This is a genomic window from Rubripirellula tenax, from assembly GCF_007860125.1.
In the GTDB taxonomy this organism is placed as follows: domain Bacteria; phylum Planctomycetota; class Planctomycetia; order Pirellulales; family Pirellulaceae; genus Rubripirellula; species Rubripirellula tenax.
Genome location: NZ_SJPW01000006.1, coordinates 243,844 through 256,798 on the forward strand (window position 1 = coordinate 243,844; position 12,955 = coordinate 256,798).

Below are 12,955 nucleotides of genomic sequence, written 5' to 3' on the forward strand. Positions count from 1 at the left end.
AGTTCGCGATTCGCAGTGCTGCTTCCGTTCGGCCTACGGCCTCACTCCAGCAGCACTGCGAATCACCGATCCCAATTCCCCAACCCAATCTTTCATAACGCCTGGTACAGGAATTGGGGGCATCCCAGTGAAGCAACCTGTGAACATCTGCTTGGCTTCCGCCCACTTGTAACCACGGGAATGGTCAGGGTTTGATCCACCGTTGGTCCAGAATTGTGGGCGTAGAGGATCCTTAAACGAATCACAGGCACCAGGGTTTTCGAGAACAGCTGCGATCGCGGCGTTGTTACCGCCCAGCATCGAGCCGTCATTCGGTGCACTGGTCGAAACGGCACCGTCGCCCAAGTCCGTCGCAATTTCTCCCATGGCAATCGTGTTGGACAATCCGTCTAGGATGTCACGGAAACGAGAATCAGCACATGGCTTGAAAAAGCCTCGATGGGCTGCTCGGCAAGACTCTTCGCGCGCCGATGCCAAGCGACGGTCATTCCAAGGTCCGAATCGGGTGTGATAGGTGCTGTCGCCCAAACAGGCGGCGTAGTTGGTTCGCCCAAGAGCGGGCAAGCCCACACCCGGGTCACTTGGGCAGCGGAAAGTTTGAATCTCGTACGTCCATGGGAGATATTGGATCGTTCCTGGTGTTGGACCCATGGCCGGCCATGGGTTCGTCGGAGTTCCGGGTGGAGTATTTAATCCGTCGGTCCGCCTGGCATTCGGGTTAGAAATCTCCTCCCAAATTGCCTGCAGTTCAACGAACGGCAGGATTCCGACAAGCATGCTAAGACGCTTGCTGTTCGTCAAAACGTTTTCTGCCCACCAGGCATTTGGATCGCCGGTGCCGATTCGCAAGACCGTCCCGGTACCCTGCGTAGGCAATTGCTTATACGCGGAGTGATAGTTGTGCATGCCAAGCCCGATCTGCTTGAAGTTGTTGCTACAACTCATACGTCTAGCGGCCTCGCGGGCGGCCTGTACGGCGGGCAACAATAGTCCCACCAGAACGCCAATAATGGCGATCACGACGAGCAATTCAACCAGAGTGAATCCACGTCGGATTTTCGAATGACCCATAATTTCTCCTTCAAGTTAAAGTAAACAAACACAAACGGAACAGACTCAATCGTCTATTTTTCGAGGGGCAGTTTTCTACCGGACGAAAAAAGGTTTTGGCTTCCTCGGCGACGTAAGTTCGCTTCGCTGGGTCCATCCCATTGGGATTGGACGGTGACCGCATTCGACGAGGCAGATCAGCAAGAAAAGACGGCTCGATGACCACTCGGTGTTTTGGCATCTCGCGGAGTTCGCGGCCCTAGCAGCAGCGAACCGGTTCAAATTCTACCTTTGCCGAAAACTCTGGCTGTCACCTCTTTAGATGACAAGCCGAATGATCCTTGACGAAGCAGCGCCATCGATTTTGCCAACACGCCCCCATTTCCATCGATATACTGCGCTGATGGCCCCTCCCTTAAAACTTCTTGCATCGCTCATTTTGCTGCTTTTGTGCGATGCTGGCTTGTCTGCTTATGAGCCCCAGTCGAACGCGGCCCTTGCTGCGAACGCCCATCTTTCAAATGACGTTGGCGACGACGCGAGACTGCGCGGTCTTTCGATATCACAGCTAGAAAAACATCTGGTCGACATCGATAGTCAACTCGGTCGGCTCGCGACCTTCAGCCTGCGAAGCGGAATCGGAGTGATCGGCTACCGTTCCGGTTGGCGAGGAACGCCCGAGCGGCATGAATGGGTTGAGGTAAAGCTGGACAAGGAATACTCCATTGATGAAGTCGTTTTGGTGCCTACGCTTTGGCGTGATTCTCAGAAGGGATTTCAATCAGACGGATTCCCGCAAGAGATTCGCGTTTTGTTGGGAACCGCCGACGATCCCGACGGCAAGGTCGTCGCCGAGTACACGTTAAAAGATCAGATTGAACCAAGGATCGGTCCACTCGTGGTCTTCACCGAACATAGGACGGCGTCGTGGGTACGTATCGAAGCTACACGGTTGTCGACGCGGGCGTACGACGGGAAGCACATTTTCCAACTCGCCGAGCTTCTTGTTTTCAGCGGAATGGAAAACGTGGCCCTACGAGAGAAAGTCGTCACGTCGTCCAATTCCAACGACCGTGTTGGTGCGTGGGACGAGAAATTCTTGGTGGACGGACTGACGCCCTATTTGATGGATTCATCCGAAGGCGACCAAAGCCTCGCCTACGTGAGTCGCTTCGGCGAGCAGCCGATCCTGTACGTCGATTTGGAATCGCGATTCTCGATTTCCGAGATTCACCTACATGCGGTGGACCAGGACGACACAGTTCCGCAAGCGTACGCAGGCGATCTCGGTGTTCCCAATCGGCTTAAAATCGAAGGGGCCGACGACGAAGATTTCTCCAACTCCAAGATGTTGCTCGATTACCAACGTACGAACATCAACGACATTGGACCGACCATGATTTGGCGGATCCCGAAAACCACCTGTCGCTTTGTCCGGTTGAGCGCAGCCGAACCAGATGTGTCGGTGCAGGACGTTTCGACCGGTAAACGGTCGCGAGATAAACGCATCGGGTTTGCTGAGATCGAGCTGTACTCGAAAGGCAAAAATGTTGCTCTCGGAAAGCGTGCCTTCGCAGACTACCAACCCAATCCCGGTGATCGTTCGCTGGACGCACTGACCGATGGAAGGAATCTGTTCGGCGATATCCTTCCCATCCGCACGTGGCTCACCGAACTGGCGAAGCGTCACGATCTGGTGCACATGCGACCCGTGGTCGTCGCCGAATTGAACCGCCGCTACGCCAGACAGCGAGTCCAGTTGACGTGGGTAACGTGGCTCGCCGTGTTTCTAGCCGTTGGGATTGGCGCCACGTTCTTGCTTGACCGAATTTTTCGCATGCGCCAACTGGCTGAACTTCGAGTTCGATTTGCTGCGGATCTTCACGACGAACTCGGTGCCGATTTGCATGTGATCGGACTTCTGAGTGACCTCGCACAGTCGGCCGTCAATTCTCCGGAAAAGCTCGAATCCATGCATCAACGAATCCGGACGATGACGCAACGTTCCAGCGATGCGGTCCGATACTGCACGAACATGCTGGAAGCCAAAGGGCTTTACGGAGACCTGCTGGATGATATGCAACGATCTACCGAACGCATCATGGCCGACTTCGAAGGCGAACTTACGGTTGAAGATGACGACGAAATATTGTGCAAACTGAAACCACGCACACGCGCCGACCTATTTCTTTTTTACAAGGAATCTCTGGTCAATATCAGCCGACACAGCAACGCGACGCATTTTAGCGCTACACTGAAGGCGCACGCCAACACGATCTGCTTGACGGTTTGCGACGACGGTTCCGGACTCGCCGACACGCCCATCAATGGGCTCCCTTCTTCTTTGATGCGGCGAGCAAAACTGCTCAGAGCAAAAGTTAATGCAGAGCAACCCGAAAGTGGCGGAACCTGTATTTCCCTGAAGATGAAAATTCGAAAATGGGGTTTCCGCAAATAGCGTCAGAGCCATGAATAAGACAACCAAAGTCATGCTGGTCGAAGATCATCCCGAGTATCGCGACGTCATCGCGCTCGCTCTGAACGATCAACCCGACATTCACTTGATCGGCCAGGTCGGTTCGTCCGAGCGTGCGCTGCAGATTCTGCGCAACCGATCGAACGAAGACGTGCCGGATCTGATTTTGCTTGATCTGAACCTGCCAGGCATGTCGGGGTTAGAGGCACTGCCGCTGCTGCGATCGTGTTGCCCCGCTGCCAAGTTCATTGTTCTGACGCAGTCGGATAACGAATCCGATGTGCTGTGTGCGGCGCAACAGGGCGCCACCGGATACCTGCTCAAGTCCTCGACCGTCAACCAGATCATCGAGGCGATCCGAACCGTGGCCGAAGGGGGGGCGCTGCTGGGCAGTGGAGTGGCCAAGTATATCCTCGGCAAGTTGCAATCTCGATTGGTATCAATTGAACTGCACGACGCGCTATCGCAACGAGAATTGGAGATCTTGACTTTGCTGGGCGAAGGAAAGCTGAAGAAAGAGATCGCGAGTCAGCTAGATATCAGCATTGCCACGGTCTCGACTTACATCCGCCGCATCTACGAAAAACTTCACGTCCAAAACGCTCCCGCGGCAATCACCCAGGCCTACCGCGCCGGCATCCTACCGCACGAACCGCAAGCGGACAGTCCCGACAAGCGGCGTGACGATCATTGATCACGGCGTTGTTTCTTGGCGCAGTACAATCGGAATATAGCCGACTTCCAAACCCTTCGGCGGCGTCACCAACACAGCCGGGTCCAAGGCAGCCAAGGTGCCTTCACGCGGCGGTTGCAGGTAGTCGCGGTCACTGGACCAATCTCGGTGGATCAGTTCAATGCGCCGCTGCATTTCAAGACGCTCGGTCTCGGACCAATCTGCTGCGCGGACAGCCGGTTGATCACAGAAACGATACCATCCATAGGTGACTCGGCTGCCGTCACCCAGGTCCACCGTGAATGGCCCCGCCGCCGGACCGGGATCGGCCCAGACGCTCGCCGCTTCGTCGGGCGTGGTGTAGGGATCCGTCTTCGGTCGCTTGAACGCTTCGAAACGAGCATCGTGCAATTCTGTTTCTTTGGGAACTTTTTTGGATGCGATGGGCACCCAACGTTGGCGATCGCCTCCGGTTTCCAGGCGATAGTACTGGGGCAATGTCAGCAGTGACTCCGCCGCGTCACCGACGTCGCGGACTAGCCCGTCGTCCCAGCGGTAGCCGAACACATCGTCGCCCACTTTCGTCGTTGTTGCAAAAGACTGCCAATCAATCGGGATCCGATCTTTGCGTGAGTCACCTTCGATGAACAATGCCCACGACGCACCACCGCCACCGGTAAAGGTGTGAACCTGCGACTGGTCAACGGAAACACCTCCGCTTGCAACCGCCCCGCCGGCAAACCACGCCTCGACGTCATTCCAGAGTGCCGATTTTTTGTAGGACGTGATTTGGCGAACGACGGTCGAGACGCCATCGGTCGGCTTCGGGAAACGCGTCGGCGCGATGCGTGCGTATGCGACGCCCTTGGAGTCCTTCGCTTGGACAGACGGAATGTACTGCGTTTCCATTTGCAGCGCGCGATTGGGATTGGCCGGTGCGGAGTCGAGCATCTTGCCCACCAGCCCGTCTTTCTCAACGGTATGGCGGGTCCAGAATTCCGGATTGAAGAAAGCAACCGGCCCCTTGAAGTTGTCGGTGCTTAGAAAAAGAGTCCAGCACTGATTTCCCGTTGGATAGTCCTTCCCTGCCGTTCGTAACTTCGGTTCCGTCAGTGGAAGCGGCAGGTACCCGTAACCGAACCACTCGTTGACGGTGCCCTGTTTCAAGTTCAAACCGTCGGGTGGCCACAGCACGTGCGGGCTGATTTGGATGACTGCGTACTTGCCTCGCGGTTTTTCCCAGTCGCGGCCTTTGCCGGCTCCCGGTCCGTTGGCCCACTCGACGAAATTCAGTGCGACACCGCCCATGATGAATTTGGGCGTCGGCGTGGCAAAGCGAGTGTCACGCCACCAACCCAAACCACCTTCGATGTCGGTGTAGACACCTTCACGCAGCGGACGTTGGACTGGCGGATCATACACCGGGAACATCCACGTTCCGAACAACCCGGTCTGAAACTTTCGTCCGGGGTAGTTCTCCAACAACGGCCATGCTTTGACGAACAACGAAAAACCACCACCGTACTCCTGGGGCACCTTTTCGTTGGGCACCATCAAGTACCCGGCCATGATGGACTCTTTGTCGTCGGCCTTAGCTTCGTCGTCCGCCTGGCTGGGGCCTACCACGACGTGCAACAGTGCGAATGCCGCAAGCACAGCCAAAAAACGTGCACCTAACAATCGCGTGATATTCGCATTCATCGATTGGGCTTCCATCAAGTTGGTTCAACAAAGCGCGCAGGGCATGTTGCAGTAAGAAAATCGAGAACAAAAGGGGCGGGTTTCTTCAAGCCAACGGTCGACTCAAGGTCGACTCCGTCCCGATTCAAGCGAGGCTCGCAATTGTTTACGAAGCCGGTCCGCGACATCGGGGTACAGACTGGCGACGTTCGTCACCTCGCCCGGATCAGTCTCTAAATCATAGAGTTGCCCGTCGCTATCCGGCGCCGTGTCGGGCAAGGCGTACTGGCGAAGCTGATCGCTTTTGTCGTAGTTGTTTCCGCCGGAACCTTTGTGATCAAGGTATTTCCATTTGCCGCTGCGAATCGCGAGCCACCGAGTCCCTCCGAAACCTTGTTGCAGCAAGTACGGCCGCAGCGGTTCGGTTTGCCGGCCCTGAAAAATCGAAAGCAGACTAAAACTGTCTTCGGCTGCATCGTCGGGAAGCGGTTGCTCGGTAATCTCTGCGACTGTCGCAAAGACATCGCATAGGGAAACCAAATCATCGGAAGTCGACTCTGCGGCAATTTTTCTCGGCCAGCGAGCGATCATGGGTACGCGGTGACCGCCTTCCCAATTGTCGCGTTTGACACCACGCCACGGTCGGGCGCCGTCGTGATCGTGGTCGTTGCGCATGTGGTAGACGGTGGGAACTTCCGGCCCATTGTCACTGGTAAAAATAAGCAGCGTGTTGTCGGCGACACCAAGTTCGTCAAGCGTCTTCATCAGTTCGCCAACGACATGGTCGAGTTCGAAGATGAAGTCGCCATGTGGCCCCGATTCGGTTTTCCCTTGGAACTCGGGTGCCGGGAACGACGGCAGGTGAACGGCTTGCGTACTATGAAAAAGAAAGAACGGTCGATCGGGTGATTGCCGCACGTGATCACGAAGAAACGCTTGACTCTTTTCCAGAAATTTTAAGTCCACCGCTTCCAGATCAAAGTCCGGCGCCCGCAATCCGCCACGGTTGTCAACGGCGTAGGGGTGCTTGGGAAGCGTCGATTTGTCCAGTCGACCGGTCGGCACAACGGGAATGCGATCGCCGTCGATGAACGCGTAAAGCCAATCGGTTGTGGGGCAACATGCGGTGCCAAAGAATTGATCGAAACCGCAATCGAGCGGCCCACCATCGATTCGACGCGAGAAATCGATGCGTTCAACGTCACTCGGGCCACCGGAATGAATCGGTTTGCCGTCGGTGTCATAGAATGTCAGTCCGATGTGCCACTTGCCGACACAGGCTGTGGCGTAGTCTCGCTCGCGAAGTAGCTTTGGAATCGTTAAGCGATCCGAAGCGATCAGCGACGGCCCGCCGGCACCGCTGAAGACTCGACCTCCGTTCGGGACCCGGAACGCCATTTGCCCAGTTAGCAAGCTGTATCGCGTCGGCGTGCACACCGTACACGGGCTGTGCGCATCCGTGAAACGCATGCCTTGCCGGGCCAGTCGATCGATGTTCGGAGTCGGAATTCTTGAGGCCGGGTTGTAACAAGCGACGTCACCGTACCCCAAGTCGTCCGCGAGTATGACAACCACATTGGGCGGACTGTCCGCCGATACGCTTGAGCCCAACAGTCCAAGAATCACGGCGATCGTAATTCCAATTAAATCGACGAAACGATCTCGCATATCACTTTCATTCCGACGACGGGGTTCACCGCTCATCGTGCTCGTTTGGGGCAGCAGGTCATTCGAATTCTTGCGTCAGCAAGAATTCGACTCATCGATGGAACACCCATCGTTAGATGGCCAGACTCGTTAGCACTCGAACACAATACTATCAGAATTCGGAGACCCGTTCGCCCAAGGCTCCATTGCCAAGGTCAACCGAAGTCGCCTCAAACTTTGTGTCCACGCAGCCCGGCGACTGAATCCACAACAGCGTCCGTGACCAGCGAATACATCGATCAGTTTGCGAGACGTATCCGACGAAGTTCAGCACGGCACCAGGAGTCGTTTTTCGTAGAGCGTTCTGCGCGAGTTCCTAGAGGCACAAACGAAAAAAGGCCACCGAGCAAGACGCCCGGTGACCCAATCTTAGGGTTCAGTCGAGTTCAGTTGCCTATAGCTCTTCTTCAATCGTCTCTTTCGATGCTCGCGTACCGAGTGAACCCCAAAGTCCGAATGGACTCGCCGATCCAGGTACGGTCGACAGAGTCGGTTCCGCTGGAAGGCCGGCGGTGCGAACGGTTGCGTGAGTCCGGCTGCCGGCTTCGATCGAGTCGGTGATGAACTTAACCGCACCGTCACCCATCAATACGTGGCAACCACCTTGGTGGCGACTGCCGGCGCTGATCACGCCGTCGTACCAAATGCCCGCGCCGCTGGTCGCGCGTTCATGGATACACGATTCGGAGTTTGGCGGCAGGATCGTTTGAAATCCAGTAAAGCCAGTCATCCCGGCCGACCACTTGTAGCCACGACGACGTTCGGCTCCCATCGAATCCGTTGTCACGGTTGGTGTTGCTGACCAGAATTGTGGACGAAGTGGATCGACGTCTACCGAACATGCGCTTGGATTGGTAAGCAAGCCATCAGCGACGATCAATCGCATGATTTGGGTGCGTTTGTCTCGGTCACCAATGTCCGTCACCTGTTCACCGCACATGATTGTGTTGGACAAACCGTCAAGCACATCACGGAAACGCATGACACGTCGCGAGACGAACATGCCCCGAGCCGAGTTTTGATTGTTGGTGATGTGGGTAAGAGACGCGCGGGTGCCGTTGTTGTTCTGAATTCCTTCGTTCACACGCAGGATCGAATCACCGTTACATGCACCGTAGTTGGTTCGACCTTGGGCCGGCAAACCGACGCCGGGATCGCTCGGGCAACGCAATGTCGGAATGTTTAGGAACCAGGGGTTGTAACGGAAGGTCGAGTGGTTCGACAGCGACATATCGGTGTTCGGCCCCATCGCCGAGAATACCGATCCAGCACCTGGGTCCCCAGCTGGGATCATGTAAGGATTGCTGATCAGTTCCCAGGTGGCCTGCTGTTCAACGAACGGCATCACTCCAACGATCCAACTCAGGCGGTTCACATTGTTGGATACGGGGGCTGCTGGCGGTGCAACAGCAATCGCATTCCCGGTACCGAAGTCGTAGGTGCCGCCCTGCATCTTCGGAAGCTGCTTGTACGCAGATTCATAGTTGTGAAGTCCCAACCCAATTTGTTTGAAGTTGTTGCTGCAACTCATCCGCCGAGCCGCTTCGCGTGCCGCCTGAACGGCGGGCAACAACAATCCGACCAACACACCGATGATCGCGATCACGACCAACAATTCAACCAACGTGAAGCCAGCGTGCTTCCGTTTCGATCTAACAAAACTCATGATTCCGTACCCAAAAACTTTGATGAGAAGAAAACACTGTCGCAACAGTGCGACAAAAATGTGTGTATTTTGCAAAAGCACAGCAATATGCCGCACTTCAGTTGGACAAATTGCCCGAGGTCAGTTCGAACTACTCTCCGTCACCTTGGGTGTCGGGGACGTTAAGCTCGGGGTGCTCAGCCAAGTAAGAAGTCAGTTCGTCACTGGAGGATCCCGCCGTGACATCCGTTGACTCACCGCAGCCCGTGACCGCCAAAAGTCCCACAAGAAGGAATGCGTGAACACCCAAAGGAACCCGCCCGAAAAACACTAAGGACATCGCAGATCACTCCGTTAAGTAAGTTGAACCAGTGAAGTTTTTTTTGATGGACGCCGTGCTGAGGGAAGCGAAAGAATCAATCCGTCAATCGCGTTAACCCATCAGCGATAGCGGGCCTCGGTGTGACGAGCTAGGTGATAACGGGACTCCGCGGCACCCCTCAACCCAAACACGGTGGAACATCTGCGCAGTATGTGATCGCACGACCCGCCGGTCAAGTGATATTTATGAATTTGAATTAAATTTTAGAAACAATCATGGCTGCACACTCGCTCAATGGCGGAGTCAGCGCATTGCGGAGCATTTGATTTTTATCATTCACAGGCAGGATTGTGGCCGTTGGCCTTCGGTATTTGTGAGAGCTTCCGACCCGATGGAAAGCGTCTTGCTGCAAGCTTCGGCGATCGAACCAACGAATCGGACATCCCCCGAGTGACGTCCACATGATCGATGTTGCTCATGGGCAATCGGTAGCCCTCTAGTCCAATTGCTAGATCGCGATGATCGTGTTCGGAAACCGATGCGTAATTCATAGAAGGGAATCACGTCTATCTTCGCTTCCAAGCCCGCATAGTTAAGCTCCGGAAAAAAGTGAGCGTGTAAGCGGCTAGCGCGGTTCTGTCATTGCATAGAAACATCATCGTTGAAACGCCTGGTGCACAAACGCTGCCTCTACTCGAACTGAATGACGCCGGGTAGCCTCTGCGGTGACGACCATGAACTGCAACGTTTCTTCATCCCGACTGACTGGGCGCTGCTGAGCACGACGAATCGTTCGATACATCGCACGAACAACGGATACGGATATGGATACAAAACCTGGACAACTCCTTGATCTTCACGATTTTGGCAATGATGCCGAACCGAAACCGAAGTTGTTGCTGCAGAACGATTCGTTCAAAGTGATGCGGTTGGTCTTGCGGGCCGGGAAAACCATTCCTGAGCACAAGGCAATGAAAGAGATCACCGTGCAAACAGTCGCTGGGAAAGTTGAGTTCATGACAATGGGTGAAACGCACACGATGACAGCAGGCAACTTGATCTATCTGGAGCCAAGCGAACTGCATTCGCTGACGGCGATCGAAGACGCCATCGTCTTGGTCACGATGGCGAAGTGACGCAGGAATGCAGTGCAAAAATGCCTAGACGACATCGTGTCGCCTAGTGCTTGGCCGGTTGCTTTAGTGTTGGCAACGCGGTCTTGATTGCGATGGTGAACACCATCAATCCAAAGGCCCAGATGCCGACCGTGACTTTCCATTCTAGTTGGCTGGGAACATATTCGACGATCTCGTGCAGCGTGCTTGGTATAAAGCCGGGGATGATCAATCCCATGCCCTTCTCGATCCAAGCTCCGACGAATGCCATGCAACATGCCGCGACCAACAAAGGTCGCCAGCGGAATCGCAACAGCCCCGGCCACAAGAATAGCAGCGCCGCGGTAACGTTCAGCCCGATTGCCGTCCACGTCCAGGGCACCAATGCCGTTTTGCCGTGTAAGCCAAAGAACAAATACTTCGCCGCACTGACGTGCGCGCCGCCGGTGTAGAACTCGGTAAACAACTCAGATGCAACCATCAACAGGTTGACCAGGATCGTGACTCGGATGATTTTGGTCAGCGTCTCGATCGGCTGGTCTAGGCCACCGATGCCCGTGAGTCTCTTGATCAGCACCATCGCAACGATGATGAACGCGGGCCCAGAAACAAACGCGGAAGCCAGGAAGCGTGGCGCAAGCAGCGCCGTGTTCCAGAACGGTCGTCCACCGAGACCACAGTACAAGAACGCCGTCACCGTGTGGATCGAGATCGCCCATACGATCGACAACATCACAAACGGAATGTACCACGTCGGATTGGGTTGGCGACCTAGAAACCGCATGTAAAGCAGGTAACCACAGATGTGCAGGTTCAAAATCAGATAGCCGTTAAGAACGATCACGTCCCACGTCAGCATCGAGATCGGAAAGTTGAACTTGCCGATGATCGGCATCATGTGCCAAAAGCGATCGGGTCGCCCAAGATCGGCGACAACAAACATCAAGCACATCACGATCGCAGCGATCGCCAGCAGCTCGCCGATGATGACAACGTCGTGCATCTTGCGATCGTGATACAGATAGGCGGGGATAACCATCATCACTCCGCCCGCCGCCAAGCCGACCATGAAGGTGAAGTTGGCGATGTAGAGCCCCCAACTCACTTGATCGGTCATGTTCGTACCGATCATGCCGCCGGCGACTTGGTTGGCCCAAGCGTTTGCGCCGACCAGGAACAATGCCGTCAGCATTGTCATCCACGCATAGAACGCGAACGATCCTTCGGTTGCCAACCACAACGAACGACCAATGAATTTTGGATAGCTCGTGATGTGAGACTTTTCGTCCGCAGATGCGGTGATGCTGCTCATGTTAGTTCTTCATCGCCTAGTCAAAGTAGTAGAAAAACGCAGGCTTCGTTCCGAGCTCTTCTTTCAGGATGTAGACGCGTTTGTTCTCGAGGATCCAACGGAGGTTGGAGTCCTTGTCCAGAATGTTCCCAAACACGCGCGCGCCCGTCGGACATGCCTCCAAGCACGCTGGTAACTTGCCGCGGCGCGTTCGGTGCAGACAGTACGTGCACTTTTCGACGACTCCCACCGGGCGAATTCGGTTGCTCAGATAGCTTTGGTCCGGATTGACTTCCTCGGCCGGAACTTCGGGCTTTTTCCAATTGAAACGCCGCGCGTGATACGGACACGCCGCTTCGCAGTAACGGCAACCGATGCACCAGTTGTAGTCGACAACAACGATGCCATCCTCTTCCTTCCACGTCGCCTTTACCGGACAGACGTCGACACACGGTGGCTCGTCGCATTGTTGGCATTGAACCGGCAGATAAAACTTGCCGTCTTTGGGTACCGCGCCGGTATAGGTCGTTGTTCCCTGTTCCATGTCCATTGTGCCCATGGGCATCTCGAGGACTCGGATGTATGACTGGTTGGTGCTGCGATCGTGGTTGTTCTCTTTGTGACAGGCCTCGACGCAGTTCCCGTTCCCGTTGCAGACGCTCAGGTTGATCGCATAGACGAACTTGGTACCAGGAATCGGACGGTCGTCGCCGATCGTTACTTCCGCGCCGTAATTTTGCTTGGTCTCCGCTTCCAATCGAGCAATCACGTCGGCTTTTTGTTCCGGCGACAACTCGGTGTAGTGTTGTTGCATGAACTCGGCCGCCGACTTATCGCTGGCTGCTTGTCGCAATGGCGAAACCGCAGCCACAAACGCAGCAGCACCCAACGTCGCGAACCCGCCTTTTACGGCGGCGCGTCGTGAGAAATTCTCGACAATCGGTAGTGAGGGTTTGTCGGTCATGTCTAGTTCGTGAGAGTTTGGACGTCGAAGTG

10 protein-coding genes are annotated in these 12,955 nt (G+C 55.3%); 3 read left to right on the forward strand and 7 right to left on the reverse strand.

Annotated features, from left to right (window positions below; genetic code table 11):
- Nucleotides 1-33 precede the first annotated feature (33 nt).
- Nucleotides 34-1,071: a DUF1559 domain-containing protein gene (locus Poly51_RS21830; RefSeq protein WP_146460124.1), complete on the reverse strand. Its 1,038-nt coding sequence runs from the start codon at nucleotides 1,069-1,071 to the stop codon at nucleotides 34-36.
- Between the two features lie 382 nt (nucleotides 1,072-1,453).
- Here Poly51_RS21830 and Poly51_RS21835 point away from each other — a divergent pair, with 382 nt between their 5' ends.
- The gene (locus Poly51_RS21835; RefSeq protein ID WP_186775716.1) at nucleotides 1,454-3,508 is read left to right on the forward strand and encodes a histidine kinase; all 2,055 of its coding nucleotides are present in this window, start codon (nucleotides 1,454-1,456) and stop codon (nucleotides 3,506-3,508) included.
- 10 nt (nucleotides 3,509-3,518) lie between these two features.
- Nucleotides 3,519-4,220, forward strand: a complete 702-nt coding sequence (locus tag Poly51_RS21840) for a response regulator (protein ID WP_146460128.1) — start codon at nucleotides 3,519-3,521, stop codon at nucleotides 4,218-4,220.
- Here Poly51_RS21840 and Poly51_RS21845 read toward each other — a convergent pair whose 3' ends face one another.
- From Poly51_RS21845 to Poly51_RS21860, 4 genes are all read right to left on the reverse strand, one after another.
- Nucleotides 4,221-5,900: a hypothetical protein gene (locus Poly51_RS21845; RefSeq protein ID WP_246114682.1), complete on the reverse strand. Its 1,680-nt coding sequence runs from the start codon at nucleotides 5,898-5,900 to the stop codon at nucleotides 4,221-4,223. It lies immediately after the preceding gene.
- A 102-nt stretch (nucleotides 5,901-6,002) separates the two neighbouring features.
- Nucleotides 6,003-7,547, reverse strand: coding sequence for a sulfatase family protein (locus Poly51_RS21850; RefSeq protein ID WP_146460129.1), 1,545 nt, complete (start codon nucleotides 7,545-7,547; stop codon nucleotides 6,003-6,005).
- Nucleotides 7,548-7,980: 433 nt separating this feature from the next.
- Nucleotides 7,981-9,252, reverse strand: coding sequence for a DUF1559 domain-containing protein (locus tag Poly51_RS21855; protein WP_146460131.1), 1,272 nt, complete (start codon nucleotides 9,250-9,252; stop codon nucleotides 7,981-7,983).
- A 130-nt stretch (nucleotides 9,253-9,382) separates the two neighbouring features.
- Nucleotides 9,383-9,571 (reverse strand): hypothetical protein, encoded by a 189-nt coding sequence (locus Poly51_RS21860; protein WP_146460134.1) that lies wholly within the window; start codon nucleotides 9,569-9,571, stop codon nucleotides 9,383-9,385.
- Nucleotides 9,572-10,377: 806 nt separating this feature from the next.
- Between Poly51_RS21860 and Poly51_RS21865 the strand changes: the two genes are divergently transcribed.
- Nucleotides 10,378-10,689, forward strand: a complete 312-nt coding sequence (locus tag Poly51_RS21865) for a cupin domain-containing protein (protein ID WP_146460136.1) — start codon at nucleotides 10,378-10,380, stop codon at nucleotides 10,687-10,689.
- A 43-nt stretch (nucleotides 10,690-10,732) separates the two neighbouring features.
- Here Poly51_RS21865 and dsrP read toward each other — a convergent pair whose 3' ends face one another.
- Both dsrP and Poly51_RS21875 read right to left on the reverse strand, forming a co-directional pair.
- Nucleotides 10,733-11,980: a sulfate reduction electron transfer complex DsrMKJOP subunit DsrP gene (gene dsrP, locus Poly51_RS21870; protein WP_146460138.1), complete on the reverse strand. Its 1,248-nt coding sequence runs from the start codon at nucleotides 11,978-11,980 to the stop codon at nucleotides 10,733-10,735.
- A gap of 16 nt (nucleotides 11,981-11,996) precedes the next feature.
- Nucleotides 11,997-12,923 (reverse strand): 4Fe-4S dicluster domain-containing protein, encoded by a 927-nt coding sequence (locus Poly51_RS21875; protein WP_146460141.1) that lies wholly within the window; start codon nucleotides 12,921-12,923, stop codon nucleotides 11,997-11,999.
- Between the last annotated feature and the right edge of the window lie 32 nt (nucleotides 12,924-12,955).

Coding starts and splice junctions, on each gene's coding strand:
- Poly51_RS21830 (WP_146460124.1), bottom strand. CDS start 1,071: ATGGGTCATTCGAAAATCCGACGTGGATTCACTCTGGTTGAATTGCTC.
- Poly51_RS21835 (WP_186775716.1), top strand. CDS start 1,454: ATGGCCCCTCCCTTAAAACTTCTTGCATCGCTCATTTTGCTGCTTTTG.
- Poly51_RS21840 (WP_146460128.1), top strand. CDS start 3,519: ATGAATAAGACAACCAAAGTCATGCTGGTCGAAGATCATCCCGAGTAT.
- Poly51_RS21845 (WP_246114682.1), bottom strand. CDS start 5,900: ATGAATGCGAATATCACGCGATTGTTAGGTGCACGTTTTTTGGCTGTG.
- Poly51_RS21850 (WP_146460129.1), bottom strand. CDS start 7,547: ATGCGAGATCGTTTCGTCGATTTAATTGGAATTACGATCGCCGTGATT.
- Poly51_RS21855 (WP_146460131.1), bottom strand. CDS start 9,252: ATGAGTTTTGTTAGATCGAAACGGAAGCACGCTGGCTTCACGTTGGTT.
- Poly51_RS21860 (WP_146460134.1), bottom strand. CDS start 9,571: ATGTCCTTAGTGTTTTTCGGGCGGGTTCCTTTGGGTGTTCACGCATTC.
- Poly51_RS21865 (WP_146460136.1), top strand. CDS start 10,378: ATGGATACAAAACCTGGACAACTCCTTGATCTTCACGATTTTGGCAAT.
- dsrP (WP_146460138.1), bottom strand. CDS start 11,980: ATGAGCAGCATCACCGCATCTGCGGACGAAAAGTCTCACATCACGAGC.
- Poly51_RS21875 (WP_146460141.1), bottom strand. CDS start 12,923: ATGACCGACAAACCCTCACTACCGATTGTCGAGAATTTCTCACGACGC.